The organism is Hufsiella ginkgonis (assembly GCF_009834915.1).
Classification (GTDB): Bacteria; Bacteroidota; Bacteroidia; order Sphingobacteriales; family Sphingobacteriaceae; genus Hufsiella; species Hufsiella ginkgonis.
Genome location: NZ_WVHS01000001.1, coordinates 575,446 through 601,426 on the forward strand (window position 1 = coordinate 575,446; position 25,981 = coordinate 601,426).

A 25,981-nucleotide genomic window follows, 5' to 3' on the forward strand; every position below is an offset into this window, starting at 1 on the left:
ATTATAAACCTGTCCGCGGCGTTATCCGGCACGTACAACGTTCTACGTATAACGTCTAACTCACCTAAAACGTGTACCTGAGCACCCACCCGGGATCCTTGCAATTCTTCAGCCACAGGTCCTGTTCAGACATCCTGCATACACCCGGGTAGTCTCCTTTTCTACCCTGCATGTCAAGCATAAGCTGGAAATGAAGGTGCGGGGGCCAGTGACCATTTTCGTTTATGGCGCCAAGCGTCGCGAAAGGGGTACCGGAACGGATCAACATCCCTTCTGAAAGACCGGTTAGTGAAGACACACTTAAATGCCCGTAAAGCGTGTAAAACAACCGGTCGCCGGTATGGTGCTGCAGGATGACCGTACCGCCATAATCGCCAAAATTATCATTGTTGGCAAAACTATGTACGGTGGCATCCATCGGGCAGTAGATCGGGGTGCCGGCAGGCCCCCAGATATCGGTACCCAGGTGCAGGCTGCGGGGCTCGCCGCCGTTGCCGAACAGGGCTTTTGATTGATAGAGGGTGCGGTTCTCCGCATAACCCCCGATGCCGTAGCGGCAACCGGTTTCGGCGAGCTTATCTTCTATCCAGGCGGCAAAAACCGGTGGATCGGCAACGGTGGCCGCATCGGGTCCGGCGGCCGCACCCGTAAAATCGAGTGGTAATAACCGGTCGCCCGGGTCGAAGTCTACCACCGGGCAGATCTGCCCGGCATTATTGTCGAGGTAATCCTTCAGCCACATCTGCAGATCACTCTTCGTCGGGCTGACGGGGCTCTTTACTGATTTTATCAAAGAGCTTATCCATTCGCTGTACGTATTCGCTGGTATCGTCGAGGTAGAACTCGAGTTGCGGAACCGTCTTTACCTGGTGCCTGATCTTCATGCCAAGCTTATAGCGGATCTCACCGGCATGAGCGGTCACCGTATTGAGGGCCAGCGTAGGGTTGGTAATATTAAAGAAGCTGAGGAACACGCGGGCGATGGCAAGATCGGGAGTTACCCGCACCATGGTGATGGTGACGAGGGTGTCGGGCAGGAAACCGGTACCCTCCCGCTGAAATACCTGGGCGAGCTCTTTTTGAATAACCCCGGCGAATTTTTGTTGGCGTGTACTTTCCATGGGTGGTAATGTATAAAATGTTTTCTCAATATAAAAGCTTATCGTAGGGGAACCTGCCCACATGAATGGCTTTCACTTTTTCGTAAAGCAACGACCTGAACTCATCGATGTTGTCTTTCTGCAGCGCGGAGATAAAGATCGCCGGGCTGTTGAAGTCGGCCATCCAGCTTCGTTTAAACTCGGCGAGGGAGAGCGGCGGCACTTCAGGGGCGTCGGCATCGAACGGTGCGGGCCGGTACGCATCGGTTTTATTGAATATGGTGATCACAGGCTTATCCACGGCGCCGAGCTCCTTGAGCGTTTCGTTCACGGTGCGGATATGGTCTTCGAAATTGGCGTGAGAAATATCGACCACATGCAGCAGGATATCGGCTTCACGCACCTCATCGAGCGTCGACTTAAAACACTCTACCAGGTGATGCGGCAGCTTGCGGATAAACCCAACGGTATCCGACAGCAGGAACGGCAGGTTCCCGATCACCACTTTGCGCACGGTAGTATCCAGCGTAGCGAACAGCTTGTTTTCCGCAAACACCTCCGACTTGGAAACCAGGTTCATGATGGTGGATTTGCCTACGTTGGTATACCCCACCAGTGCAACCCTCACCAGCTCTCCCCTGTTCTTGCGCTGGGTTTCGTTCTGCTTATCGATCTGGCGGAGCTTCTCTTTTAACAGCGAGATCTTTTGCAGGATGAGCCGCCTGTCAGTCTCGATCTGGGATTCCCCGGGACCACGCATCCCGATCCCGCCTTTTTGGCGTTCAAGGTGGGTCCATAATCTCGTTAATCTTGGTAAAAGATATTGGAGCTGCGCCAGTTCCACCTGCGTTTTGGCCTGGGCGGTTTGTGCGCGGCGCGCGAAGATATCCAGGATCAGGTTGCTGCGGTCGAGGATCTTTACCTGCAGCTCGTTTTCGATATTGCGCAGCTGCGAAGGCGATAATTCATCGTCGAATACCACGATATCGATCTCTTCGGACTTTACGAATGCGTTGATCTCTTCCAGCTTACCGGTGCCCACAAAAGTGGCGCGCTCGGGACGCTGCATTTTTTGGGTGAACGACCTCACTGTTTCTCCGCCGGCGGTATCTACCAGGAAAGCAAGCTCGTCCAGGTACTCGCGTGTTTCGTCTTCCGTTTCACCGGGGGTAACAATGCCCACCAATACGGCCCTTTCGGGTTTGATGGCGGTGTCGTAAAATTTCTGTCTGGGCATGTTAGGGTAACCCTTTATTTTTTTAATTGTTCCACAAAATCTGCCATGGCGGCGCCGGGATCTTCCTGTTTCATAAAGTTCTCCCCGATGAGGAAGCCGTTAAACCCTGCAGACTTCAGATCGCGGATAGTTTGCACATCGCTGATGCCGCTTTCGGAGATCTTGAGGAACTGGCCGGGGATCGCTTCAACAAGATCGTAAGAATGTTTAATATCCACCGAAAAATCGGCGAGGTTGCGGTTATTCACACCGATGGCGTCGAGGTCTTCGCAAATGCTGCGATCGAGCTCTTCGCGGTTATGAACCTCCAGCAGTACGTTCATGCCAAGGCTTTTCGCCAGTCGGGCAAATTTGGCGATCTCGGCAGGCGTGAGGATGGCGGCGATCAGCAGGATGATGTCTGCACCAAGCGCCCTGGCTTCCACTACCTGGTATTCGTCGATCATAAAGTCCTTACGAAGCAGCGGGATGGCGTTTGCTCCGCGTGCTTCCACCAGGTCGCGTTTCTTGCCGCCGAAAAACTCGTTGTCGGTAAGTACCGACAAGGCCGAAGCGCCCGCCCCTGCATACTCCTGCGTTACTTTCGCCACGTCCGCGCGGTTATTGATGATGCCCTTTGAAGGTGATGCCCGTTTAAACTCGGCAATAATGCCCGTCCGGCTTGTATCCAGCATAAAATCCCGCATCGAATAGCAGGCATGCTGGAAAAGCTCACCCTCTTCGAGCCTCGATACCGGTACCCGGAGACGGGCTTTCGAAACCTCATCGCGCTTTTTAAGCACTATCTTATCTAGTATGGTCATATCTTTAGTATCAGTGGTCAGTTTTCAGTAGTCAGTCCCAGCTAAATGCCGTACCGGCACCGAAAGCTGCTCACCGACTACTGGTTACCCCTCCAGCCAGTTTTGTATAATCACCCTGCCGTTTTCCGTAAGTACCGATTCCGGGTGGTACTGTACGCCGCGCACGTCGAGCGTTTTATGGCGCAGCGACATGATCACACCATCAACATCCGTTCCGGTAACCTCCAATTCGGCAGGAAGGTTTTCCGGAGACACCGCCCAGGAGTGATAACGCCCCACGTTGAACTTTTCCGGGAGTTGCTGGTAAAGCACCTCACCGGGCTGTGTAACGTTGAGCATGGTGGCCCTGCCGTGTACCGGGCGGGAAAGGTTGTAGAGGCTTCCGCCAAACACTTCGGCCATGGCCTGCATACCAAGACAAATGCCGAGGATGCTTTTGGACGGCGACCAGGTACGGATCACGTCCGGCAGCAGGCCCGCTTCCGAAGGGATCCCGGGACCCGGGGACAGCAGGATCTTGTCGAAAGGTTCAATATCTGCCAGTGCAAATTTATCATTTCTCCATACCTCGGCCTGCCGCCCGCACTCATGTAGGAGATGTACCAGGTTAAAGGTGAAGGAATCGTAATTATCAATGACGAGGATTTTCATGTTAGTTGGGTTTTCAGTGATCAGTGGTCAGTTTTCAGTCCCTGTATGGCCCTACAGGAACTGGCAACTTACGACTGATCACTCATTACTAGATTTCTACTGCCATTTCCATCGCTTTGCGAAGGGCCATGATCTTGTTATTTACTTCGTTAAGCTCACTTACCGGGTCTGAATCGGCAACGATGCCCGCGCCCGCCTGGTAGTGCAGCACGTTATTGCGGCTCAGGAAAGACCGGATCATGATGGCGTGGTTAAAGTCGCCATTAAAGCCCATATAACCGATGGCGCCGCTATAAAAGCTCCGTTTGCTGTTCTCGAACTTGTTAATGAGGGTCATTGCCATATACTTGGGTGCACCGCTCAGGGTACCTGCCGGGAAGGTATCGCCCACCACGTACAACGGATCGGCGGTTTCCTGGAGTTTGCCCGTAACCTTCGATACCAGGTGGATCAGGTGCGAATAATACTGCACTTCTTTAAACGCTTCCACCTGCACTTCGGTACAATGGCGGCTCAGGTCGTTACGGGCGAGGTCTACCAGCATTACGTGCTCGGCGCTTTCCTTGGGATCATTTTCCAGTTGTTCGGCTAGCTGCGCATCGAGTATGTCGTTCCCGGTACGTTTAAAGGTACCCGCGATCGGGTAAATTGCGGCCGCACGGTTCTTAATGGTTAACTGCGCTTCCGGCGAAGAGCCGAACAGCTTAAAATCGCCATAGTCGAAATAGAAAAGATATGGCGAGGGATTAATGGAACGCAGCGCCCGGTATACGTTAAACTCATCTCCCTGGAACGAGCGCGAGAACGCCCTCGACGGCACGATCTGGAACACATCGCCCCGGAAAATATGCTGCTTAAGGTTTTTTACCACCTGGATGAACTCTTCGTCGGTAAGGTTGGAGGCTTCTTCGCCTATGGCGGAAAAACGGTATTCGGGGAAATCCTTGTTTTTAATCAGGTAGCTGATCCGCTCCAGGCCTTCGCCGGCACTGTTACCGGTACCATGCTCAAAAATATACAGTTCGTTCTTAAAATGATCGATGGCGATCACATACCTGTAAATGTGGTATTGCAGCAATGGGATATCGCGGCCGTTTTCTGCCTGTGGCTTCAGCTTGATATCTTCAAAATACTCGATGGTTTCGAAGGTAAAGTACCCAAACAAGCCGTCGGAAATAAACTTGAAGGGTTGGGCCTCCTCCTGTTTAAAGCTGTTGCGGAAGACAGAAACACGCTCGTGCAGGTTAAGACCCCGGGCAGAATAGGATTCGGTGCGCCCATCAGGATAGTATTCCGAAAATGTTTCCCCCGTAAGGGTGATGCCTGCGATCGGGTCGCAGCAAACATAGCTCATGCTATTCTCGCGGCTGTGATAGTCGGAACTTTCCAGCAGCAGGCTGTTCGGGAAAATATCGCGCAGGCGCAGGTAGATACTTACAGGGGTAGTGGTATCTGCGAGCAGTTTCTTGTAGTTGGTAGATAACTTGTACATGGACGTTATTACTATCAGCTGCCAGCTATCAGCCGTCAGCTTATTAAATTAATTATCAAGTTGCAACTCTTTAGCACGTTGCAAAGAGCTGATTGCTGACAGCTGACACAACTGACCGCTGATTCACAGCACAAAAAAACCCAACGGGTTAGCGTCGGGTTCATCTATCGTATAGTTCTTATTTCTTTGCTATAAAACGACTATTTCCCGGCGCAGCTGTGCGGGCCACCACCAGATATTGCTTGTATGTAATGCGTTAGTCATCGGGCACAAAAATAGAAAGAAAATTGGATCTGCAAATTATTTGAACATTAATGTGTGGTTACAGGTGTGTCATAGCGAACAACCCGCGCCCGCTATGGACGATGGCTCCAATTACTACCAGGAAGGCAAGGGTGTAAAAAATGGCGATGGTGCGGTGTTTTAATGCGGCTACCGGTTCTTTTTTTGAACGGGAATGACCGATGGTGAACAAAGCGACGGCGATGATCATCATGGTAGCGTGCTCAACGGTCCAGTACCGAAGGGTCGGGTCTTTCATAGCCGTGCCCATGCTGCCTGTTTGTACCAGCGGGCTGTAAAAATAGAGGATGAGCCCTACCAGAAACTGCATATGAACAGCGATCATAGCGAACAGGTTGAGCTTGCGGACGCCTTCGCCATAAGCCTTTTTACCGAGCCAGCCATCGAAGCTGAAGATAATGGCGACAATTACCAGTACCAATACCACATAACGGAGACCTGAATGACTTTCGAGGAGAATTTTGTACATAAAATTATTTTTTTCAAAAATAGGCTAAAAAACTGAGTCTGAGAATTTGGATTTTTCCTAAAAATTGCCGGTTTATATTGAATTTTCGACAACAAAATACGAATAACTATAAAGTTACTTCACCCGCCCATTGTGAAATTAAAAATATCCCCTATTTTCGGACATACTTTAAAATTTTATAGCGAATGAGAAAAATTCTACTCTTGTGCTTTATTCTGGGCACGGTTATCCGCGTAGCTGCGCAGGGAACATTTCCTGTTAACGGCGCATGGGATACCCGCCCCGGGCTATACGCATTTACGAACGCAACGATCGTTGTGAGCGCAGACCAGACGATTTCCAAAGGAACACTCCTGGTTAAAGACCGCACCATCGAGGCCATCGGGCCCGGTGCTGCCATACCTGTTCCAAAAGGATACATCGCGGTCGACCTGAAAGGTAAGTTTATTTACCCGGGCCTGGTAGATGCTTTTACCGGCTACGGTCTTCCTGCCCCGGCGGCAGGCGGCGGCGGTTTCGGCAGGGGCGGCGGCGGTGGTGCAGCGGCGGCGCGCCCGGCAACACCGGCAAAAACCGGCGCTTACGGCTGGAATGAAGCGATCAAACCGGAAGTACATGTGGGTACCACCTTCACCGCAGATGTGGCACGCGCAGAAGCCCTGAAAAAACTCGGCTTCGGAGCGGTACAGGCAGTGAACCGGGATGGAATTGTTCGCGGAACTTCGGCGGCGGTAACGCTTGGCGACGAGCCGGATAACCTGGTGATGCTGAAGGACAACGCGGCAGCCAACTACTCGTTCAGCAAGGGAAGCTCGACCACCAGCTATCCCACTTCGCTGATGGGTACGATTGCGTTACTGCGCCAGACTTTCCTGGATGCAGCCTGGTACAAAACATCGAAGGACGAGTACAACATCACCCTGGATGAGTTTAATAAAATTCAGTCGCTTCCGCAGATCTTCGAAGTAACCGACCCGCAGAGTGTATTGCGGGCCGATAAGATCGGGAAGGAATTCGGCAAACAGTTCATCTTTAAAACAGACGGTAAAGAATACCAGCGCATGGACCTGATGAAGGCCACCGGCGGAAGCTTTATCGTGCCGGTTAGCTTTCCAAAACCATATGATGTGGAAGACCCTGCCGACGCACGAAACATCACTTACGCGCAGATGAAAGACTGGGAGCTTGCCCCTACTAACCCTTCGGCACTGGAAAAAGCCGGGATCCGCTTTGCGATCACCTCGTTTGGCGTAGATAACGCCAGGGATTTCTGGGCCGCCATCCGCACTGCGATGGAATATGGCCTGACCGAAAAACAGGCGCTGAGATCCCTGACCGAGATCCCTGCTGATATGCTGGGCATCAGCGCCCAGGTTGGTACGCTGGCGAAAGGCAAGCATGCCAACTTTATCATCAGCTCCGATAACCTGTTTAAGGCCAACACCACCATTTACGAAAACTGGGTAGACGGCCGCCCGTACGTGGTTTCCAAGATGGATGTGCTCGATATCCGCGGGAACTACACCTTCAATATGGATGGCTCCCCGGCCCTTACCCTCCGGATTGGCGGTACCACCCCGGCTGCGCTCGACGCAACCATCATCCGCACCGGCGCCGACAGCGTACAGGCACGCGGCACCTTAACGCGTAACGGCGACATCATCGGTCTTTATTTCGACCTCAGGAAAAACCCCGCAGGTAACGTAAGGCTGAGCGGCTATATTTCCGGTTACTCCCCCGTTACCATGAGCGGTGAAGCGGTAATGCCAGATGGCACTGCCGGACGCTGGAACGCCATCCGAAAGGATACCCTGGCAAACCGCGGAGGAAGGCCCGAGGCGGCCAAAACCACCCCTGTTACTGGACCGGTAGTTTATCCTTTCCTTGCCTATGGCAATGCCGAAATACCCAAAACAGAAACGGTGTTATTTAAAAATGCCACCGTATGGACCAACGAAAAAGATGGCATCCTGAAAAATACCGACGTATTAATCGAGGGCGGCAAGATCAAAGCGATCGGCAAAAACCTGTCGGCAGGAAGCGCCAAAGTGATCGACGCTACCGGCAAACATATTTCGGCAGGTATCGTGGATGAGCACTCGCACATCGCGGCAAGCAACGGCATTAACGAAGGCGCCCAGTCTGTGAGTGCCGAAGTAAGGGTTGCCGACGTGATCAACGCTGAAGACATCAACATCTACCGGCAGCTGGCGGGCGGGGTAACCACTTCGCACATCCTGCACGGTTCGGCCAACTCGATCGGCGGCCAGACCCAGCTAATCAAGCTTCGGTGGGGGAAAAGCCCCGAGGAGATGAAATTTGAAGGCAGCGACGGCTTTATCAAATTCGCCCTTGGCGAAAACGTTAAACAAAGCAACGGCGGTGGCGGCGGCTTCGGCCAGAACGTTAACCTGCGTTTCCCCCAAACACGTATGGGTGTGGAACAGGTATACATCGATGCGTTTACCCGTGCAAAGGAGTACAAAGCTGCACGCGCGGTAAAGGGCAGCACTACCCGCCGCGACCTCGAACTGGATGCGCTGGTAGAGATCCTGGACGGCAAACGGTTTATCACCTGTCACTCCTACGTACAGTCGGAAATTAACATGCTTATCCATGTGGCCGATTCGATGGGCTTTAAGATCAACACATTTACGCACATCCTGGAAGGTTACAAAGTGGCCGACAAAATGAAAGCACATGGCATTGCCGGTTCTACGTTCTCTGACTGGTGGGCTTATAAAATGGAGGTTGCAGAAGCGATCCCGTACAACGGCAAGCTGATGCATGAGGTGGGTGTGGTTACCGGTTTCAACTCCGACGATGCCGAAATGGCACGCCGCCTGAACCAAGAAGCTGGTAAAGCGGTAACTTACGGTAAAATGAGCGAAGAAGACGCACTGAAGCTCGTTACCCTTAACCCTGCCAAAATGCTTCATGTGGATAACCGCATCGGGAGCATTAAGGTAGGTAAGGATGCCGACCTGGTACTGTGGTCGGCTAACCCGCTTTCTATTTACGCAGTGGCCGAAAAAACCTACGTAGAGGGCGTTCCTTATTGGGACATGGAGCAGGATGCGGTGAAACGCAAAGCGCTTAAAGCAGAACAAGGCAAGCTGATCCAGAAAATGACCGAAGCGAAAGCAGGCGGTGCGGGCACCCAACGTCCGGGCGGATTTGGCGGCCGCGGACCACGTTTGTACGAATGTGAAACCACAGAAGCCGACCTCGATCAGCTGATAGGCGGGAACCATTAATTATTTAAGAAACCAGACATGAAGAAATTTATATCAGGGCTCGCGGCCGTTCTTGTAACTACCACCGCGGCATTTGCACAGCCCAATATTATGCCCGCCCTGCCCCAGGGCAAACCGGTAGTGATTACCGGCGCAATGATCCACGTGGGCAACGGGCAGGTAATCAGCAATGGTTACATTGCTTTTGATAAAGGAAAGATCACGGCAATCGGCGAAGGTGCTGCTCCGGCGGTTACCGGCGCGGAAGTGATCAGCGCTGCCGGAAAACACGTGTATCCCGGTTTTATCGCGCCCATCACAGACCTCGGCCTGGTGGAAGTTGAATCGGTAAAGGCTACGCTCGACGAGTCGGAAACTGGCAACATGAACCCGCACATCCGTACGCTGATCGCGTATAACACGGATTCGAAGGTGATCCCAACCCTCCGTTCTAACGGGATCCTGCTGGCACAGCCTACCCCGAACGGCGGTGTGATCTCCGGGCAATCGTCTGTGGTAACCATGGACGGCTGGAACTGGGAAGATGTAGCTTATAAAACCGACATCGCCATTCACCTTAACTGGCCGGTTTCACGTACCGGCCGCGGTTTTGGCGGCGGCGGTTTCCCTGGCGCAGCTGCCGCAGGCGCAGATGCCGGCGACCGTACGCAAAAGGAGATCGACGACCTGTACGCTTATTTCGCGGCAGCCCAGGGGTATGCTACGATCGGCAAGCCAGCTGTTACTAACATCCGCTTTGCGGCGATGGCCGGGTTGTTTAACGGCACTAAAAAGCTGTTCATTTCCGTAAATAACTCGAAGGATATCCTGAAAGCGATCGCCTTTATCAAAAAGTTCGGGCTAAAAGGGGTGATCACCGGTGGTAACGAGGCTTACCTCGTAGCCGACGAACTGAAACAAAATAACATCCCCGTGATACTGGAAGAAACACAGACACTGCCAAACCGCACCGAAGATGACGTATACCTGCCTTATAAAATGCCAAAAATGCTGCAGGATGCCGGCGTGCTGTATTCCCTGACCGGGATCGGCTTCTGGCGCCAGCGCAACCTGCCTTTCGAAGCAGGCACCGCGGCGGCTTATGGTTTAACCAAAGAACAGGCTTTATCAATGATCACCCTGAACACCGCCAAGATCCTCGGGATCGACAAAACGGTGGGCAGCCTCGAAAAAGGAAAGGACGCCACCCTGTTCATTTCCAAAGGAGATGCGCTTGACATGATCACGATCGACGTGGAAACCGCCTTTATCGGCGGCAGGAACGTTAGCCTGGATAACCTGCACAAACAGTTGTACAAACGATATGCGGAGAAATATAATTTGAAGCAGTAATTTTTTAGCTGAAAGCAAAAAGCCGGAAGCTTAAAGCGACGGGAATGTCGCTTTAAGCTTCCGGCTTTTTGTTACGGCATGATCTTGCTTTAAGCTTCCCGCTTTAAAGTTTTCCCGCATTCAGCTCATCCCAATACTCCACCGCCCGCCGGTAATGCGGGATCACGATCGAGCCGCCTACCAGGTTAGCGATCATAAACAGTTCATTCATTTCGTCGTGGGTAACGCCTTCGTGGTGACATTTCTCCAGGTGATACCTGATGCAGTCGTCGCAGCGCAGCACCATGGAGGCCACCAGGCCCAGGAGCTCCTTGGTTTTAACGGGAAGTGCACCTTCGGCGTATGAAGTGCTATCGAGTGCAAAAAACCGCTTGATGTTGGTATTGGCGGTTTCCATAATACGGTCGTTCATGCGGGAACGGTAAGAGTTAAAGTCGTTTACAAGCTGTGACATGGCATTTTATTAAAGGAACGTAAAAATGAGGTACGATATCAATCGGGTTTAAGTTCGATAGACGGGTCCCAGAACACCGCTTTTAAGTGCCTTACCTGGTCGTTTTGCACTTCGACCCCTTCGCTTTCCAGCAATTGCTGCATGAGGCTGCCGCCGAAATGGTGTTTGGCGGTGAGCAGGCCGGCGCGGTTCACCACGCGGTGTGCGGGCACTGGCGGGTGCACCCTTCCTGCGCCGTTCATGGCATAGCCAACCATGCGCGAAGATCCCTTAGTGCCCAGGTATGCTGCAATGGCGCCATACGAGGTGACCCGCCCGCGTGGAATGAGCCTTGCTACCTGGTATACCATGTCGAAAAAGTTATCTTTCTCCATCGGGGAAACCGAATTTGATGTAATTGATATTCTTATCTTTTTTCAGGTATTTCTTTTCGTAGTAGGTATTTATAGACAATACTTCGTCCGCGTACTCCGACTGGTACAGGTTGTCGGTTTGTAAGTGTACGGTTAATCCTTTTTCGTTTACCTTGTCTATCGTGTAAAGGAACAGGGCATCGTCGTCTGTTTTGAGGTGTACCACGCCGTTCGGCTGAAGGATCTCGCGGTACATGTCCAGGAACCGTGGCGATGTAAGCCGCTTCTTTTCCCGGCTTACCTGTGGTTGCGGATCGGGAAAGGTGATCCAGATCTCCGCGACTTCGTGAGCCCCGAAATACGCCAGGATCTGTTCTATCTGGATGCGCAGGAACGCCACGTTACCGATCCCTTCTTCGAGCGCCGTTTTGGCTCCGCGCCAGATGCGGTTCCCTTTATAATCGATGCCGATGAAATTCCTCCCGGGAAAGAGCCGGGCCAATGCAACTGCGTATTCGCCTTTGCCGCAGGCGAGCTCCAATACCAAAGGGTTCGGATTCTTAAAAAAGTTACTGTTCCAGCTGCCTTTGTTGGTTTTTCCCTCATCCAGCTGAAATACGTTTGGAAACGTGGCGATCTCCGCAAAGCGACGGAGCTTGTCTTTACCCATTAGATCTTTGTTTGTGGGGCAAAAATATCTATTATGGGGAGAAAGAGAATAGGAAACCTCCTAATACGTTTCGCTGTCCGGCGGGATGCCGTAATCTTTTATCCTGATTGCGGATTTCTTTGGCTCTCTTGGGCGCTTTTTAAAGAGGTGTGTTACTTTATCGACCAGGCCGGCAAACATATCACTATTTACATTTTTTGCCGCTTTCTGTGAAAGGAAGGTGACAATAGCTTTAGTGATGAAACCCGACTTTCGGAAAACTATCTTGTTGAGTACCAGGGGAAGTACCACACGCGTAATGGTGGTCACCATATCGTGGCTCATCAAGTCGCCGAGGAGCGATTGTTTACCTGTTCCGCTTTTAAAAAGACCGGTTATGGTACCGAAGATCGCGCCGGGACTGCTGAACTTTTCCTTGATAGCGCCTTCCTGTTCGATCCTGCGGCCTTTCAGCATAAAGATCTCTGTCCTCAGTTCATCTATTGTGGTGAATGATCTTTCCATCTACTTCTTTTTACGAAATATCTTCTTTACCATAAAATTGATCAGGTACTTTTCTACGTACTTGTCTTTTATGAAGTACATGATCAGGGCGAGCCCGAAATAGATCAGCGATACGATCCCGAAGCCGGCAGCGGTCGACTGCAGTTGTTCGCCCAGGTAGAATCCCAGCGTCATCGACCCGAATAAAAAAGTGAGGATCATGGCCACTACTACAAACGCATCGGTAGCCACGTTGGCGATGATCACCACCAGCCGCTCGATAAGCGTGAGGCGTCCAAGCTCCATGCGGGTGGTGAGGTATTCTTTCAGCAGGGCGATGAGATCTTGTTTCTCAGGCTGCGGTATTCCTTCTTTTGGTTCGTATGATTCTGGCATAAGATCTCCTGATGTTTATCCGGCCAGGATTATACCTGGTCGGTGGCGCCGTTAAACTCTTCTTCGGGGGTAGCGGTTTTCGAGCGGAAACCGCCTATTACTTTGTCTTTCAGCTCTGCAAGGTGATCGATCTCTTCCGCAGCGCGGTCTTTAATAGAATCGCCCAGGTTCTTTAACGCATCGCTCAGTTTATCACGCGTTTCGGTGCCTTTATCTGGTGCGAATAGTATTCCTAATGCGGCTCCGGCGGCTAATCCCGCCAGCAGGGCTACAATAACTTTGGTGTTATCTTTCATGGTTCTAAGGATTTTATGTTTAAGTTTCAGTTCCAGGGTTAAGCATCGCGTATATTACCTTTACAATACAAGGGATCGTTATAAAGTGTTTTCAGAAATGTTATTCTTTTCTTCCGAAAGCCTGATCTTTTCCAGCCGCTCGCTGGCCATTTTACTGGTTTCGTAAATACGGATGGTCAATATAAAGTAAGACAGTAACAGGGGGCCAAAAACGAGCCCCATAATACCGAACATAGGGATCCCGATGATCACCCCGATCACTGTAATAATGGGATGCGTATCTGCCACGCGCTTGGCGATAATAAAGCGGATCACGTTGTCGATATTGATCACCAGGATAAGCCCCCATAGCAGGAGCCCGGTACCGCTAAACGTGTTTCCGTTAAAGATCTGGATGAGGGCGGCGGGGATAAATACGATGGGCGCGCCCACTACCGGCAGGAACGACAAAAAGATACAAACCACTCCCCAGAATATGGCGTCGTCTATGCCAAAAATAAAGAAGCCGATGCTCACCAGCGCACCCTGCACAAAGGCGATAAACCCCTGTCCGAGCACGTTGGAGTATGTAATATTTTTCAGCTCGGTGGCGAATTTCAGTGCATTCTGTTCGCGGAAGGGCGCGTACTTGAGCATCCCCGCTTCAAATTCCTCGTGCTGGGTAAACATGAAATAAAGCAGGAAATACATGATGGTAATGCCCAACGCGATCTCACCTGCGCCCCCCAGGATAGAGGGGAACAGCTCTCCGGCGAGCGTATTCGATTTCTCGATGAGGTGCTCGTACATATCCGGCTGGTTAAATTTATCCGACAGGAAATCGTCTATCTTCGATCCGATCACGCGGATGCGGATGGCATCTTTCTTAAAATCCGCGATCTTGTTGATCACCATCATCGTAAGCGTAAGGAACGGCAGGATGATGATGATAAACGAGCCGATCATCACCGTGAGGGCCGCCACCGAGCGCCGCCACCTGAGGCTGTCGGCAAAGTACAGGTACACCGGCCGCAGGATGGTGAACATGATAATGGTACTGAGCATCGACCCGGCAATGGCGCGCAGCGAATACACCACACAGGCACCGAGCAGGATCAATATAAACAGGACGACGCTGTTTCGCTGTCTGTGGTTAAAGAGGGACATCGGTGGTAAATACTTGTCGGTAAAGTCAGCCTTATACGTGCTACAAACTATGCACCAACGAAATTGTTTACCGAAACTTTGTCAGCTGGTTAATCTTGTCGCAATTTTCCTTCACGATAGAAAGGTAATATTTTACGTCCTGCGGCTGCCCGTGCAGCTGGGCGCAGATCTCATCTACCGCGAGGTTTACGGCGGTAAGGGGATTGCGGATCTGGTCCGCGAGCAGCACGGTACCGTCTGGCTGGGCTTTGCGTGCTTTTAAAGCGGTGATGTCATGCAGGGTGACATAATAAAGCTTGAGGGAGCCATGCTGCGAGATCTGCAGGAAAGAAGAAATGCTGGAATAACGCAAGCCGCCATTAGCCAATTTCAGCGAAATTTCATGCCCGGTTACAAAACCGTTCCGCTCCATCTCCGTCACGTAACGATCGCGCTGGTACTCGTCCGTGTAAAAGCTTGCGGCATTGGCGCGCAGGAATTCCGCACGCGTTGTTTCGAAGTATTCCAGGGCGGCATCGTTCACATCGTAATGCTTCCCGCTGATGTCTGTTACAAACATAGGGTCTTTAGATCGTTCGAAGATGATGCGGAACTTATCCTCGCTGGCCTTCAGCGCGCTGAACGACCTGCTGTTCTTTATCGCATAGCGAATGCAGGAGTCGAGCACATGCCCGCTGATGCTGTCGATGGAAAAATAGGCGGCGGCACCGAGATTCATGGCCGTCTCGTCTGTTTCCTTGTTGTAATGTTCACCCAGGAAAATAATGGGCTCGGTGCAATTTGAGCGGATCGCTTCGTGTAAAAGATCGAGGCCCTCGTACCCCTGCACCTTTTCATAAAGCAGGTAGGCCTCGAAACGCGATTTAAGCATGGCATTGATCGCCTCCGGGTAAGTGCCGCACCTGGTTACGCGGTAAACTTTATTGCCGGTTGTTGCACCAAGGAGGCGCTCAAGGGCCGTCAATTCCGGCTCCTGGTTACCAGCAAGTAAAATGTTCACTAATTTCATCGTCCTCCTTTATTGATCAGGAGGAAGCCATTACAAGATGCATGCCCGCAGCAATTCCAAGCGGCAAACCGCCTGAAACACGGCATTACTGTGCATTCTGTTGCTCAAATGCGGGTTATTCGATCTTAATTCCCCGCATTTTATTGTAAAGGGTCTTACGGTCGATGTTAAGGATCCTGGCGGCTTTGGTTTTGTTAAAGTTCACTTCTTTGAGCACCTTCAGGATGGTTTCATACTCCGCCTCCATGGCGGCGTCCTTCAGCTTACGCTTACTTTCGCCAACAGGCGCAGCCGTGGCGCCCATGGCAGTTTCCATAGCCGATACACGGGCGAAGGTGGAGATCTCCAATGGCAGCGACTTGATCTGCACCACGCTGCCCTCGGTAAGCAGGGTGGCCCTGCGGATCACGTTCTTCAGCTCGCGCACGTTGCCCGGCCAGTTATAAGAAAGCAGGCATTCCACTACATCGTCAGAAAAACCGGTCACGTTGCGGTTCAGTTCCTGGTTGGCTTCCTTCAAAAAGCTGTCGGCAAAGATCAGGATGTCTTTCCCGCGCTGCCTTAACGGCGGAAGGTGAATGCTAAACTCGTTAAAACGATGGTAGAGGTCCTCGCGGAAGCGGCCTTTTACGATAGAGTCCTGCAGGTTTTCGTTGGTCGCTACAATGATGCGCACATCGAGGTTGATCTCCTTGGTGCTGCCGATACGTTTTACCTTGCGTTCCTGGACCGTTCTGAGCAATGCGGCCTGGATGTCGTAAGAAAGGTTACCCACTTCATCCAGGAACAGGGTACCGCCGTTAGCCATCTCGAAATGGCCGATCTTAGTGTATAGGGCGCCCGTGAATGAGCCTTTTTCGTGCCCGAAGAACTCGCTTCCCGCCAGCTCCTTGGTGAGCGATCCACAGTCCATCGCGATAAACGGCTTATCCTTACGCAAGCTGTTGAGGTGTATGGTTTTTGCAACCGACTCCTTGCCTGTGCCGCTCTCGCCGGTGAGGATCACGCTATAACTGGTGGGCGCGATAAGCTCGATCTGCCGCACCAGGTCGGCCGAGACCATGCTTTGCCCTGTAATGAACTTTTCCTTTACAAAACCCGCATTGGCCTGCTGCTTTTGCTGGGGGTTGCCCGGTTCTTCCTTGTACACTTTTGAAAGGGCTTCCTGCGTTTCTATGGCTTTGTTAATGGTGTTCAGGATCTCGTCTGGATACAAGGGCTTGGTGATATAATCGTAAGCACCGAGCTTGATAAGCTCTACGGCAAGCTTGATATCCGAGTAACCGGTAATGATGATCACCCCGGTGGTGGGGTGGATGGCCTTGATCTTTTTAAGGATCTCGCGCCCGTCGGTATCCTCCAGCCTGAAGTCGCAAAGTACCAGGTTGTAGGGTTCCTTAGAGATCAGCTCCATCGCCGTCGCGCCGCTCGTGGCCGTATTTACCTCGAAGCCGTTGCGGGTTAAAAACCGGGAGAGAAGTAATCCAATGTTTACTTCGTCGTCTACGATCAGGATCTTCTTCATATAATTGGGCGCGTTTCTTTGAACCGATATTTAAACGAATAAATATAGAATTAAATTTAAAAAGCGGGAATTTTTTTCCACAAACATGCGTCATATACCTGAAATCAGGTAGTGCGGCACAGGTGGCGGAGATTAATCATTATTCATTATTCTCCAAAAAGGATACTTTTACGGGATGAGCGACAAGATACAACGCCCGATCAGAATCCTGGTTGCCAAAGTAGGCCTCGATGGCCATGACCGGGGCGCCAAAGTCATTGCGGCCTCGTTGCGGGATGCCGGCATGGAGGTGATCTACACCGGTTTACGCCAAACACCCGAAATGGTGGTAGCCACTGCCCTGCAGGAAGACGTAGATGCCATCGGGATCTCGATCCTTTCCGGCGCTCACATGACGGTTTTCCCGAAAGTGATCCGCCTGATGAAGGAAAAAGGCCTGGACGATGTACTGCTTACCGGCGGCGGGATCATACCCGAAACAGACATGGAAGCCCTGTATGCGCTCGGCGTGGGTACGCTCTTCCCTCCCGGCACCAACACACAGGATATTGCCGCTTACATTCGCCGATGGGTAAAGGCCAACCGCGATTTTTAACCAATATCATTATCGTTCAACATACCATGGAATACCAGAACCTCCTCCTCCGCGCTGCAGATAAGGTGCTCACCATCACTATAAACCGGCCGAATAAGCTCAATGCCCTGAATAAAGAAACCCTGGCAGAGCTGAACCAGGCCTTTACCGCCGCTTTTGCGGATGCAGGCACCCGGGCGGTCATTATTACCGGTGCGGGTCCTAAGGCATTTGTGGCTGGCGCCGATATCAGCGAATTCGCCTCCTTCTCTGTCGAGGAAGGCCGCGAGCTCGCCCGTGAAGGTCATACCCGCGTATTCGACCTGATCGAGAACGGCCCCAAGCCGGTGCTGGCGGCTATCAACGGCTACGCACTGGGGGGCGGCCTCGAACTGGCTATGGCCTGCCACCTGCGCATCGCGGCAGACAATGCGCGGCTCGGCCTGCCTGAAGTAAGCCTCGGCCTCATTCCCGGTTACGGCGGTACACAACGACTTACCCAACTCGCCGGTAAGGGCAAAGCGCTGGAAATGGTCCTCACGGGAGATATGATCTCCGCTGAAGAGGCGTACCGTACAGGGCTTGTAAACAAAGTAGTTCCCGCCGCAGAACTGCAGGACGCCGCAAAAACCCTGATCGGCAGGATCCTTACCCGTTCTTCCAATTCGGCCGCAGCGGCCATCCGCGCCATCAATGCCGCTTGTAAAGATGGCGTGAACGGTTTTGAAACCGAGATCGCCGAGTTCGGCAATTGCTTCGGTACGGCCGATTTTAAGGAAGGAGTATCCGCCTTCCTGGAAAAAAGGGAGCCGAAATTTTAACCGGGATGCAGGAGGTTTGAAGTCGGAGGTTTAAGATGGGAGGCTTAACCGGCCGACCGCCCTCAAACTTCAAAAGCCCTAAAATGCGACAACGGCACCCTATTATTCGCCGCCGTTCATTACTTTTGCGTCCCTAGTATATATTATGAGCGAAGACCGGTCACTGAACTTTATTGAAGAGATCATTGAAGAAGATATAAAAAGCGGGAAACACGGTGGCAACGTTATCACCCGTTTTCCGCCGGAGCCAAACGGGTACCTGCACATCGGCCATGCCAAGTCTATCTGCCTTAATTTCGGGCTGGCACAGCGCTATGGGGGCAAAACCAACCTCCGCTTTGACGACACCAACCCCGAAACCGAGGAAACCGAATACGTTGAAAGCATCAAATACGATGTACAATGGCTGGGATTTGAATGGGCCGAAGAATTGTACACTTCCGATTATTTTGATAAACTATACAGCTTTGCCGTAAAACTGATTGAAAAAGGACTTGCCTATGTTGACGATAGCACTTCCGAAGAAATAGCCGGACAAAAAGGTACCCCGACAGAGCCCGGTGTTCCTTCGCGTTACCGCGACAGGAGCGTTGAAGAGAATCTCCGGTTGTTTTCGGATATGAAAGCCGGCGTTTACCGCGATGGAGAAAAGGTACTTCGCGCGAAGATCGACCTCGCCTCCCCGAACATGCACATGCGCGACCCGATCATCTACCGCATTAAACACGCCCATCACCACCGTACCGGCGACAATTGGTGCATTTACCCGATGTATGATTTTGCGCACGGGCAGTCTGATGCCATCGAAAAGATCACGCATTCGGTGTGTACGCTGGAGTTTATCCCGCACCGCCCGCTTTACGACTGGTTTATCGAGCAGCTGGAGATCTACCCGAGCAAACAGTATGAGTTTGCGCGCCTGAACATGACCTACACGGTAATGAGCAAGCGCAAGCTGCTGCAGCTGGTGAACGACGGATACGTAACGGGCTGGGACGATCCGCGTATGCTTACCATCAGCGGCTTGCGCCGGAGAGGATACACGGCGGCATCCATCCGCGAATTCTGTGAACGTATAGGTGTAGCGAAACGTGAAAATATCATTGATGTAAGCCTCCTCGAATTCTGTGTACGCGAAGACCTGAATAAGCGTGCATGGCGCCGCATGGCGGTGCTCGACCCTATCAGGCTGGTGCTTACCAACTACCCGGAAGACCAGGTAGAGATTTTCCAAGGGGAGAATAATCCGGAAGAAGAGAACGGCGGCGGCAGCAGGGAGATCCCTTTCAGTCGCGAACTGTGGATAGAACGCGAAGACTTTATGGAAAATCCTTCCAGGAAATTCTTCCGCCTTGGCGTCGGCCTGATGGTTCGCCTGAAGAATGCGTATATCATAAAGTGCGACGATTTTCGCAAGGATGAGGCCGGCAATATTACCGAAGTGCACTGCACTGTTGTTTGGGGCACCCGGAGCGGTGAAGACAACAGCGGCCTCTCTGTAAAAGGCACCATCCACTGGGTGAGCGTGCCGCATGCCAAAACCGCCGAGGTGCGCCTCTACGACCGCTTGTTCCGGGTAGAAGATCCGGGCAGCGGGGAAGGCGACTTTAAGGAATACGTAAACACCGAAAGCCTGCAGGTGATTCCCGGCGCTTATATCGAACAGGACATGGCCACCGCCGAAGTTGGCAAAGGCTACCAGTTCATCCGGAAGGGATATTTTACGCTCGACAAAGAATCTACCCCCGAAAAACTTGTATTTAACCGCACGGTAACGCTGAGAGATGCCTGGGCCAAGGAAATGAAGAAGTAGTAGTAAGATCAGTAACCCGTGATCGGCGCCGGTAAGCGCCATACAGGAACTGATCCCTGATCACCGGCTACTGATAACTACAAGTACTTCCTATACACGTTATACAACACATCCAGGTCATGCTGTGTTAGCTTTGGGGCGATGTCTGATTGGATAAAGTGTCTTTTGAAGGCGATGACGGCCGATTTCAGGTCGCCGGTATCGTAGCCGATGATACGGAGCGCAGGTACCGGGTCGAAGTTTGCCGGCGCCACCTCAATGATGTTATCGTACCATAGTCCGAAACCTTTTTCGGCAAGTTTCTGCCAGGGAAAATGTTCGTTCGGATCGGGCTTGCGGCGCGGCGCCACGTCTGCGTGCCCGATAAAATTGGCCGCCGGAATGCTGTAATTTTTCTTGAGGTTGCCCAGGAGTTTTAAGAGGCTGGCGATCTGGCGATCGTCGAAGGGCTCAAACCCGTTGTTATCCAGCTCGATGCCGATTGATGAAGAATTCAGGTCGGTGGCATTTCCCCATTTGCTTACCCCTGCGTGGTGGGCACGGAAATAATCGTTCAGCATGTGGTAAATCGTGCCGTCTTTGGCGACCACGTAATGTGCGCTCACTTCCGTTCGTTTAAGGGTAAAGGTGCTAAGCGTCTGACCCACGGAATCCTGCGCGGTATGATGGATCACCACGAAATTGGGTTTCCGCATGCTGAAATTGGTGGTACCCACCCAGTCTGCCGCCAGGCTGAGCGAATCCTGGCCGGCGTTAGTTGCCGGAACGTATTTGTAGATCCTGGAAAATTCTTTCGCCTGTTTCTTGTAAACCTTGTTGGTGGCTTTGTATTTAAACGGAGCGCAGCTGCTTACAGCGATTCCGCATACAGCCAGCAGGCAGCGGGAAAGGGTTGACTTCATGAAAATAATGCGTGTTTAGCATGCCAAAGGTAGGGATACGATCTTAACTACCACGAACAATTTAAGTTACCGGCTGTTAAAAATGATCATTAGCCAACCTAAAATACAAAAATCATGAAGAACGCGATTAAATATGGGATTGGGATCGGGATCGTAAGCGGCATCTGGCTGCTGGTGATGCACTTCGCAGGAGTGTTGAGGGGTGATGAAGCAAATACGACCGACCGCACGTCGTGGATGGAATACGCCTCGGTGCTAATTCCGTTAACCGGCTTATATTTGGGTATCAAAAATTTCAGGGACGTGGAAAGCGGCGGCAGGATGGAATTTTTCGAAGGAATTTTTGAGGGATTTAAGATTATGCTGGTGGCAGGGGTCATCGTTGCCTTTTTCTCGGTAGTGTATATTCAATATGTTTCTACCGCTTTGGAAACCAACCTGATGGGACGCATAGCCGCAGCCGGCATCGTGGGGATCCTTTTCAATATTGTGATGTCGCTGGTGCTTATGAACAAGCAACGAAATTTGTAAATGCTAAAAAGATTTCCTTTCGAATTGGTATGCTGGCTGGGCGGATTGCTTTTCCTCGCTGTGGCCAACCCTGGGGAAACTCATTTTACCGTTTGTCCGCTTGCGCTTGCCGGGTTAAACTGGTGCCCGGGCTGCGGGTTGGGACGTTCGGTATCGGCGCTGCTGCATGGCGATCTGCGTGCTTCGTTTGGTTACCATTGGCTTGGCCTCCCCGCAACGGTGATTTTGACCCACCGCATTTTGATCTTGTTTAAAAATTACTTAAACTCACTGCGGATTTACGCTTAAACCATCACTATGCATCAGGATTTTTTAGGACAGTTAAAAGGGATTACTCCTGAGGAGTACGCATATCTTCAGCATACCATGACTGGCATGACCGATGAACAGGCAAAACAGTTTGTCTTGTTCTATTCGGGAAGACGGAAATCCGCCCAGGATATCTTGTTATTTACCCTAATAGGATTATTAGGTATCGGAGGCATTCAGCGATTTGTAACAGGGCAAACCGGCATGGGCATTTTATATATCTTAACCATTGGCCTCTGTTATATCGGAACCATTGTCGACCTCATTAATCACCAAAGCATCGCCAGGGATTATAACGAGAAAACAGCATACGAGTCTGCAAATATGGTTCGGGTGATGTATCCGGCCAAAGGAATATAAGCTGCGGAAAACGCTGCCGATGAAATTATCCGAGCTTACCGCCTGCATCGAGTCTTTAGCCCCTCTATCTTACCAGGAAGACTACGACAACGCCGGCCTCCTGGTGGGATCTGCCGACAGCGAGGTTAATTCGGCATTGATCTCCCTCGATTGTACGGAAGATATTGTCGACGAAGCGATCAGGACCGGCTCGGATCTGATCATTTCTCACCACCCGATCGTTTTCAAGGGCCTCAAAAAGTTCAATGGCAAGACCTACGTAGAGCGCGTGGTGATGAAGGCCATCCGGCACAACATCGCGCTTTATGCCGTTCATACCAACCTCGACAGTATCCACACCGGCGTAAATGCCATGATCTGCGAAAAACTTGGGATCCAGGAGCCCCGGATCCTTTCGCCAAAGAACAACCTGCTAAAAAAGCTCGTCACGTTTTGCCCCTTTTCGCAGGCAGCGCAGGTACGCGAAGCGTTATTTACCGCGGGGGCAGGCCAGATATGCGATTATGACTCCTGCAGTTACAACACAGACGGAACCGGCACCTTCAGGGGGAACGAAAATACCGAGCCGTTTGCCGGTGAGCCGGGAAAATTACATACCGAGCCGGAAACCAGGATAGAGGTGATCTACCCCATAACGATAGAACGGAATTTACTTAAAGCCCTGGCAGCCGCCCATCCTTACGAGGAAGTGGCTTACGACCTTTACCCGCTCGCCAACACCCACCCGCTGGTGGGCCCTGGCATGATCGGGAACCTGGCGGAAGCACAGGATGAACTGGATTTTTTGCGGTTCGTGAAATCGCAGCTGGGCGCATCAGTGATCCGCCATACCAAACTCCTGGGAAAAAAGGTAAAGAAGGTGGCCGTTTGCGGCGGCGCGGGAGGTTTTCTCCTCCCCCATGCCATTGCTGCCGGCGCCGATGTTTTTGTAACCGCCGATTATAAATACCACGAGTTTTTTGACGCCGAAGAAAAGATCGTGATCGCCGACGCCGGACATTTTGAAAGTGAGCAATTTACACAGCAACTGTTGTTTGGAATAATACGGAAAAAATTTCCTACTTTTGCACTCCGTTTAACGGAAATAAATACCAACCCCATCAATTACTTGATTTAATGGAACAAACTGTAGAACAAAAGCTAAAAGCTTTATACGAGCTTCAAACCATCCACACACAGATTGACAGGATCCGGCAGGTTCGTGGAGAGCTTCCTATGGAGGTTACCGACCTTGAAGATGAAGTAGCCGGTTTGGAAACGCGTATTCAGAAAATAAAAAATGAGCTCGACGATCTCGAGGACTCGATCGTAACACGCAAGAATAACATCAAAGACGCTCATGCAGCCATCAAGAAATATGAAGGACAGCTGAACGAGGTGAAAAATAACCGCGAGTACGATGCGATCTCGAAGGAGATAGAGATCCAGGGACTTGATATCCAGGTTTCGGAGAAAAAGATCAAAGAATACGATTTCGAGATCACCAGCAAAACCGACGTTTACGAAAAGGCCTTAGCCGACCTCGAAGAACGTAAAAAAGACTTAGCTGCAAAAAAAGCGGAGCTCGATAACATCACTTCCGAAACACAGAAGGAAGAAGATGAGCTGTCAGACCGTGCAACCGAAGCGGAGAAAACCATCGATGAGCGTTTATTAACCGCCTACAAGCGCCTGCGCAACAATGCCAAGAACGGATTAGCCGTGGTAACCATCCAGCGCGATTCATGCTCAGGATGTTTTAACCAGATCCCGCCGCAACGGCAGATGGATATCCGCCAGCATAAAAAAGTGATTGTATGTGAACATTGCGGACGCATCCTGGTGGATGAAGCGCTGGCACACGATATTGTGGAAGAAGGATAATCACCATCCGGATATAAAGGCGAGCCCGGCGGGCCTTTTTTATATCCGGATGGTAGCTGGCCAATAGTTATCAGTTTAAAAAAGCCCCAATTGTTTCCCTCCTGCGGGCATAAACAGGTCGGTTCGTTGTTCAGGCATCGACCTGCCTTTTAAAAACCTGTTTACCGAGATCCTGAATAGTTGGTGGATGCTGTCTGCCACTTTCCCGTCGCCCCGCATGCGGGTACCCCAGCGGCTGTCGTTTAACCGGCCGTCGTGGCAATCGGCGATCATGTGCAGCACTTTCTCCGCCCTATCAGGGTATGCTTTGCGGATCCAATCGGTAAAGATCTCGGATATCGCGCCGTTTAGCCGCACAATGGTAAATATCGCACCGCGAACACCTTCCTCTGAAGCGGCCTTTATTAACGCGGGGATCTCGTCGCTGTTTAAGCCCGGCACGATGGGCGCCAGCATCAACCTCACGGGAATGTCTTCAGAAGCAAGTTTATTGATGAGCATCAGCCTGCTCCGGGCGGTAACCGTCCTGGGCTCCATCTTCTGCCGCAGGCTCTCGTTTAACGAATTTATGGTGACGGTAACATGCACCAGGTCCATACGGGCCAGCTCTTTCAACAGGTCCAGGTCGCGGTAGATCAGGTTATTTTTGCTGATGATCGCCACCGGGTTACGGTATTTCAGGAACACTTCCAGCAGCGAACGGGTGATCTGCAGCTTGCGTTCCACAGGCTGGTAGCAGTCGGTATTCCCCGAGAGCATAATGGATGTAGGTTTATACCCGGGTTTATTAAAAAACGCCTCGAGCAATTCCGCGGCATTTTTCTTTACCACTATCTTTCGCTCGAAATCGAGCCCGGCACTAAATCCCCAGTATTCGTGCGCGTTCCTGGCATAGCAATACAAACAACCATGCTCACATCCCTGGTAAGGGTTTATGGAATACATAAACGGCAGATCGGGGCTGTCAGAGATGCTTACGATCTTTTTAGCATGCTCCATAAACAGCTGGGTGGCCGTGTTTTCGTGCATCACCTCGTCAAGGCCCTCGATATGATCGGTTACATACCTGTTCCGGAGAAACTTGTTGTAAGTATTTACCTGCGCACCCCGGCCCTTAAAATACTCGTCGTTCTCTTCATAAGGCATGGATCAAAATTGCTAAATATATTAGCAATTTCAAAATTCGATCAGTCTTTTTTTAATGGCATACATTACCAGCCCAACGCGGCTTTTCACGCCGATGCGTTCAAACAGCTCCGCCCTCATCGAGTCTATGATACGAAAGCTTACGTTCATGCTTTCCGCCATTTCCTTGTAAGTAAGCTCGGTAGCGGCGTGCCTGATAAAATCCTTCTCCAGCTCGGTTAGCTCAGACATCACGGTTGGTTCGCCGTTGAGGTTTTTCACGAGGAAATCCGTAATGAATGAAGGAAAATAAGTTTGCGACTTAGCGACGGTATCGAGCGCGGTGAGGAATTCGGCGGGTTTGGTATTTTTGAGCAAGTAGCCTTTTACACCTGCCCGCAACATGGTGAGCACGCGCCCCTCATCCTCGTACATCGAAAGAATGATGGTACCGATCTTAGGGTGATTTTTCTTCAGCCACCTGGCGGTCTCCAGGCCATCCATTACGGGCATATTAATATCGAGCAACACGATGGAAGGAACCTGGCCTTTTTTGATCTTTTCGATCATCTCCTGCCCGTTCCCGGCCTCGAAAAGAATCTTGTAACCGCTGAACTCACTAAGCACAGAAGCAATTCCGCTTCTGAAAAGGGAATGATCATCTACAATTGCTACTCGTACTTCTGTCATAAAAACCGGGGAGATTT

At 51.4% G+C, this 25,981-nt stretch carries 29 protein-coding genes; 10 read left to right on the forward strand and 19 right to left on the reverse strand.

The window, feature by feature from the left end; genetic code table 11:
- Window positions 1-64: 64 nt before the first annotated feature.
- The 7 genes from GS398_RS02315 to GS398_RS02345 all read right to left on the reverse strand — a co-directional run bounded on the left by GS398_RS02315 (window position 65) and on the right by GS398_RS02345 (window position 6,055).
- Window positions 65-793 carry a peptidoglycan DD-metalloendopeptidase family protein gene (locus GS398_RS02315; protein WP_237488064.1) on the reverse strand — a complete coding sequence of 243 codons (729 nt, stop codon included), beginning with the start codon at window positions 791-793 and terminating at the stop codon, window positions 65-67.
- Window positions 750-1,121, reverse strand: coding sequence for a ribosome-binding factor A (locus tag GS398_RS02320; protein WP_160905122.1), 372 nt, complete (start codon window positions 1,119-1,121; stop codon window positions 750-752). The genes GS398_RS02315 and GS398_RS02320 overlap by 44 nt, the downstream gene beginning before the upstream one ends.
- Window positions 1,122-1,146: 25 nt before the next feature.
- On the reverse strand, window positions 1,147-2,337 hold the full coding sequence (hflX, locus tag GS398_RS02325; protein ID WP_160905123.1) for a GTPase HflX: 1,191 nt from the start codon (window positions 2,335-2,337) through the stop codon (window positions 1,147-1,149).
- Window positions 2,338-2,351: 14 nt separating this feature from the next.
- Window positions 2,352-3,140: an indole-3-glycerol phosphate synthase TrpC gene (gene trpC, locus GS398_RS02330; RefSeq protein WP_160905124.1), complete on the reverse strand. Its 789-nt coding sequence runs from the start codon at window positions 3,138-3,140 to the stop codon at window positions 2,352-2,354.
- A gap of 84 nt (window positions 3,141-3,224) precedes the next feature.
- The gene (locus GS398_RS02335; protein ID WP_160905125.1) at window positions 3,225-3,791 is read right to left on the reverse strand and encodes an anthranilate synthase component II; all 567 of its coding nucleotides are present in this window, start codon (window positions 3,789-3,791) and stop codon (window positions 3,225-3,227) included.
- 88 nt (window positions 3,792-3,879) lie between these two features.
- Window positions 3,880-5,283 carry an anthranilate synthase component I family protein gene (locus GS398_RS02340; protein WP_160905126.1) on the reverse strand — a complete coding sequence of 468 codons (1,404 nt, stop codon included), beginning with the start codon at window positions 5,281-5,283 and terminating at the stop codon, window positions 3,880-3,882.
- A 322-nt stretch (window positions 5,284-5,605) separates the two neighbouring features.
- A complete protein-coding gene (locus GS398_RS02345; RefSeq protein WP_160905127.1) occupies window positions 5,606-6,055 on the reverse strand; it encodes a cytochrome B in 450 nt (149 codons plus the stop codon).
- 185 nt (window positions 6,056-6,240) lie between these two features.
- On the opposite strand from GS398_RS02345, the gene GS398_RS02350 reads away from it, so the two are divergent.
- A complete protein-coding gene (locus tag GS398_RS02350) occupies window positions 6,241-9,312 on the forward strand; it encodes an amidohydrolase family protein (RefSeq protein WP_160905128.1) in 3,072 nt (1,023 codons plus the stop codon).
- A gap of 18 nt (window positions 9,313-9,330) precedes the next feature.
- A complete protein-coding gene (locus tag GS398_RS02355; protein WP_160905129.1) occupies window positions 9,331-10,644 on the forward strand; it encodes an amidohydrolase family protein in 1,314 nt (437 codons plus the stop codon).
- Window positions 10,645-10,747: 103 nt separating this feature from the next.
- On the opposite strand, the gene GS398_RS02360 is transcribed toward GS398_RS02355, so the two are convergent.
- The 9 genes from GS398_RS02360 to GS398_RS02400 all read right to left on the reverse strand — a co-directional run bounded on the left by GS398_RS02360 (window position 10,748) and on the right by GS398_RS02400 (window position 16,976).
- Window positions 10,748-11,098: a carboxymuconolactone decarboxylase family protein gene (locus GS398_RS02360; RefSeq protein WP_160905130.1), complete on the reverse strand. Its 351-nt coding sequence runs from the start codon at window positions 11,096-11,098 to the stop codon at window positions 10,748-10,750.
- 38 nt (window positions 11,099-11,136) lie between these two features.
- Window positions 11,137-11,472, reverse strand: a complete 336-nt coding sequence (locus GS398_RS02365; RefSeq protein WP_160905131.1) for an MGMT family protein — start codon at window positions 11,470-11,472, stop codon at window positions 11,137-11,139.
- Window positions 11,459-12,121 carry a tRNA (guanosine(46)-N7)-methyltransferase TrmB gene (gene trmB / locus GS398_RS02370; RefSeq protein ID WP_160905132.1) on the reverse strand — a complete coding sequence of 221 codons (663 nt, stop codon included), beginning with the start codon at window positions 12,119-12,121 and terminating at the stop codon, window positions 11,459-11,461. The genes GS398_RS02365 and trmB overlap by 14 nt, the downstream gene beginning before the upstream one ends.
- Window positions 12,122-12,181: 60 nt before the next feature.
- Complete coding sequence (locus GS398_RS02375) at window positions 12,182-12,625, reverse strand: hypothetical protein (RefSeq protein WP_160905133.1); 444 nt, start codon at window positions 12,623-12,625, stop codon at window positions 12,182-12,184.
- Window positions 12,626-13,000, reverse strand: coding sequence for a phage holin family protein (locus GS398_RS02380; RefSeq protein WP_160905134.1), 375 nt, complete (start codon window positions 12,998-13,000; stop codon window positions 12,626-12,628).
- Window positions 13,001-13,029: 29 nt separating this feature from the next.
- On the reverse strand, window positions 13,030-13,296 hold the full coding sequence (locus tag GS398_RS02385) for a YtxH domain-containing protein (RefSeq protein ID WP_160905135.1): 267 nt from the start codon (window positions 13,294-13,296) through the stop codon (window positions 13,030-13,032).
- 78 nt (window positions 13,297-13,374) lie between these two features.
- The gene (locus GS398_RS02390) at window positions 13,375-14,442 is read right to left on the reverse strand and encodes an AI-2E family transporter (RefSeq protein WP_160905136.1); all 1,068 of its coding nucleotides are present in this window, start codon (window positions 14,440-14,442) and stop codon (window positions 13,375-13,377) included.
- Window positions 14,443-14,509: 67 nt separating this feature from the next.
- Window positions 14,510-15,451, reverse strand: coding sequence for a PAS domain-containing protein (locus GS398_RS02395; RefSeq protein ID WP_160905137.1), 942 nt, complete (start codon window positions 15,449-15,451; stop codon window positions 14,510-14,512).
- 115 nt (window positions 15,452-15,566) lie between these two features.
- On the reverse strand, window positions 15,567-16,976 hold the full coding sequence (locus GS398_RS02400; RefSeq protein ID WP_160905138.1) for a sigma-54-dependent transcriptional regulator: 1,410 nt from the start codon (window positions 16,974-16,976) through the stop codon (window positions 15,567-15,569).
- A 175-nt stretch (window positions 16,977-17,151) separates the two neighbouring features.
- Here GS398_RS02400 and GS398_RS02405 point away from each other — a divergent pair, with 175 nt between their 5' ends.
- The 3 genes from GS398_RS02405 (at window position 17,152) to GS398_RS02415 (ending at window position 20,184) form a co-directional block, all read left to right on the forward strand.
- Window positions 17,152-17,571, forward strand: coding sequence for a cobalamin B12-binding domain-containing protein (locus GS398_RS02405; protein ID WP_160905139.1), 420 nt, complete (start codon window positions 17,152-17,154; stop codon window positions 17,569-17,571).
- Between the two features lie 26 nt (window positions 17,572-17,597).
- Window positions 17,598-18,371: an enoyl-CoA hydratase/isomerase family protein gene (locus GS398_RS02410; RefSeq protein WP_160905954.1), complete on the forward strand. Its 774-nt coding sequence runs from the start codon at window positions 17,598-17,600 to the stop codon at window positions 18,369-18,371.
- Window positions 18,372-18,516: 145 nt separating this feature from the next.
- Complete coding sequence (locus GS398_RS02415; protein WP_202405929.1) at window positions 18,517-20,184, forward strand: glutamine--tRNA ligase/YqeY domain fusion protein; 1,668 nt, start codon at window positions 18,517-18,519, stop codon at window positions 20,182-20,184.
- A gap of 77 nt (window positions 20,185-20,261) precedes the next feature.
- On the opposite strand, the gene GS398_RS02420 is transcribed toward GS398_RS02415, so the two are convergent.
- Window positions 20,262-21,086, reverse strand: a complete 825-nt coding sequence (locus GS398_RS02420; RefSeq protein WP_160905140.1) for an N-acetylmuramoyl-L-alanine amidase — start codon at window positions 21,084-21,086, stop codon at window positions 20,262-20,264.
- A gap of 114 nt (window positions 21,087-21,200) precedes the next feature.
- On the opposite strand from GS398_RS02420, the gene GS398_RS02425 reads away from it, so the two are divergent.
- Genes GS398_RS02425 through GS398_RS02445 form a run of 5 tightly spaced genes read left to right on the forward strand, consistent with a single transcriptional unit; the run spans window position 21,201 to window position 24,149 of the window.
- Window positions 21,201-21,617 (forward strand): DUF4199 domain-containing protein, encoded by a 417-nt coding sequence (locus GS398_RS02425; RefSeq protein ID WP_160905141.1) that lies wholly within the window; start codon window positions 21,201-21,203, stop codon window positions 21,615-21,617.
- Window positions 21,618-21,905, forward strand: coding sequence for a DUF2752 domain-containing protein (locus GS398_RS02430; protein ID WP_160905142.1), 288 nt, complete (start codon window positions 21,618-21,620; stop codon window positions 21,903-21,905).
- A gap of 9 nt (window positions 21,906-21,914) precedes the next feature.
- Entirely contained in the window at window positions 21,915-22,286 is a 372-nt protein-coding gene (locus tag GS398_RS02435) for a TM2 domain-containing protein (protein WP_160905143.1), read from the forward strand.
- Between the two features lie 19 nt (window positions 22,287-22,305).
- Window positions 22,306-23,403, forward strand: coding sequence for a Nif3-like dinuclear metal center hexameric protein (locus tag GS398_RS02440; protein WP_160905144.1), 1,098 nt, complete (start codon window positions 22,306-22,308; stop codon window positions 23,401-23,403).
- Window positions 23,403-24,149, forward strand: a complete 747-nt coding sequence (locus GS398_RS02445) for a zinc ribbon domain-containing protein (protein WP_160905145.1) — start codon at window positions 23,403-23,405, stop codon at window positions 24,147-24,149. The genes GS398_RS02440 and GS398_RS02445 overlap by 1 nt, the downstream gene beginning before the upstream one ends.
- A gap of 75 nt (window positions 24,150-24,224) precedes the next feature.
- On the opposite strand, the gene GS398_RS02450 is transcribed toward GS398_RS02445, so the two are convergent.
- Complete coding sequence (locus GS398_RS02450) at window positions 24,225-25,295, reverse strand: PA0069 family radical SAM protein (protein WP_160905146.1); 1,071 nt, start codon at window positions 25,293-25,295, stop codon at window positions 24,225-24,227.
- Between the two features lie 30 nt (window positions 25,296-25,325).
- A complete protein-coding gene (locus GS398_RS02455; protein WP_160905147.1) occupies window positions 25,326-25,964 on the reverse strand; it encodes a response regulator transcription factor in 639 nt (212 codons plus the stop codon).
- Window positions 25,965-25,981: the final 17 nt, after the last annotated feature.

Excerpts from the sequence above, each read along its gene's own strand:
- GS398_RS02320 (WP_160905122.1), bottom strand. The coding sequence starts at position 1,121 with ATGGAAAGTACACGCCAACAAAAATTCGCCGGGGTTATTCAAAAAGAG.
- hflX (WP_160905123.1), bottom strand. The coding sequence starts at position 2,337 with ATGCCCAGACAGAAATTTTACGACACCGCCATCAAACCCGAAAGGGCC.
- trpC (WP_160905124.1), bottom strand. The coding sequence starts at position 3,140 with ATGACCATACTAGATAAGATAGTGCTTAAAAAGCGCGATGAGGTTTCG.
- GS398_RS02335 (WP_160905125.1), bottom strand. The coding sequence starts at position 3,791 with ATGAAAATCCTCGTCATTGATAATTACGATTCCTTCACCTTTAACCTG.
- GS398_RS02340 (WP_160905126.1), bottom strand. The coding sequence starts at position 5,283 with ATGTACAAGTTATCTACCAACTACAAGAAACTGCTCGCAGATACCACT.
- GS398_RS02345 (WP_160905127.1), bottom strand. The coding sequence starts at position 6,055 with ATGTACAAAATTCTCCTCGAAAGTCATTCAGGTCTCCGTTATGTGGTA.
- GS398_RS02350 (WP_160905128.1), top strand. The coding sequence starts at position 6,241 with ATGAGAAAAATTCTACTCTTGTGCTTTATTCTGGGCACGGTTATCCGC.
- GS398_RS02355 (WP_160905129.1), top strand. The coding sequence starts at position 9,331 with ATGAAGAAATTTATATCAGGGCTCGCGGCCGTTCTTGTAACTACCACC.
- GS398_RS02360 (WP_160905130.1), bottom strand. The coding sequence starts at position 11,098 with ATGTCACAGCTTGTAAACGACTTTAACTCTTACCGTTCCCGCATGAAC.
- GS398_RS02365 (WP_160905131.1), bottom strand. The coding sequence starts at position 11,472 with ATGGAGAAAGATAACTTTTTCGACATGGTATACCAGGTAGCAAGGCTC.
- trmB (WP_160905132.1), bottom strand. The coding sequence starts at position 12,121 with ATGGGTAAAGACAAGCTCCGTCGCTTTGCGGAGATCGCCACGTTTCCA.
- GS398_RS02375 (WP_160905133.1), bottom strand. The coding sequence starts at position 12,625 with ATGGAAAGATCATTCACCACAATAGATGAACTGAGGACAGAGATCTTT.
- GS398_RS02380 (WP_160905134.1), bottom strand. The coding sequence starts at position 13,000 with ATGCCAGAATCATACGAACCAAAAGAAGGAATACCGCAGCCTGAGAAA.
- GS398_RS02385 (WP_160905135.1), bottom strand. The coding sequence starts at position 13,296 with ATGAAAGATAACACCAAAGTTATTGTAGCCCTGCTGGCGGGATTAGCC.
- GS398_RS02390 (WP_160905136.1), bottom strand. The coding sequence starts at position 14,442 with ATGTCCCTCTTTAACCACAGACAGCGAAACAGCGTCGTCCTGTTTATA.
- GS398_RS02395 (WP_160905137.1), bottom strand. The coding sequence starts at position 15,451 with ATGAAATTAGTGAACATTTTACTTGCTGGTAACCAGGAGCCGGAATTG.
- GS398_RS02400 (WP_160905138.1), bottom strand. The coding sequence starts at position 16,976 with ATGAAGAAGATCCTGATCGTAGACGACGAAGTAAACATTGGATTACTT.
- GS398_RS02405 (WP_160905139.1), top strand. The coding sequence starts at position 17,152 with ATGAGCGACAAGATACAACGCCCGATCAGAATCCTGGTTGCCAAAGTA.
- GS398_RS02410 (WP_160905954.1), top strand. The coding sequence starts at position 17,598 with ATGGAATACCAGAACCTCCTCCTCCGCGCTGCAGATAAGGTGCTCACC.
- GS398_RS02415 (WP_202405929.1), top strand. The coding sequence starts at position 18,517 with ATGAGCGAAGACCGGTCACTGAACTTTATTGAAGAGATCATTGAAGAA.
- GS398_RS02420 (WP_160905140.1), bottom strand. The coding sequence starts at position 21,086 with ATGAAGTCAACCCTTTCCCGCTGCCTGCTGGCTGTATGCGGAATCGCT.
- GS398_RS02425 (WP_160905141.1), top strand. The coding sequence starts at position 21,201 with ATGAAGAACGCGATTAAATATGGGATTGGGATCGGGATCGTAAGCGGC.
- GS398_RS02430 (WP_160905142.1), top strand. The coding sequence starts at position 21,618 with ATGCTAAAAAGATTTCCTTTCGAATTGGTATGCTGGCTGGGCGGATTG.
- GS398_RS02435 (WP_160905143.1), top strand. The coding sequence starts at position 21,915 with ATGCATCAGGATTTTTTAGGACAGTTAAAAGGGATTACTCCTGAGGAG.
- GS398_RS02440 (WP_160905144.1), top strand. The coding sequence starts at position 22,306 with ATGAAATTATCCGAGCTTACCGCCTGCATCGAGTCTTTAGCCCCTCTA.
- GS398_RS02445 (WP_160905145.1), top strand. The coding sequence starts at position 23,403 with ATGGAACAAACTGTAGAACAAAAGCTAAAAGCTTTATACGAGCTTCAA.
- GS398_RS02450 (WP_160905146.1), bottom strand. The coding sequence starts at position 25,295 with ATGCCTTATGAAGAGAACGACGAGTATTTTAAGGGCCGGGGTGCGCAG.
- GS398_RS02455 (WP_160905147.1), bottom strand. The coding sequence starts at position 25,964 with ATGACAGAAGTACGAGTAGCAATTGTAGATGATCATTCCCTTTTCAGA.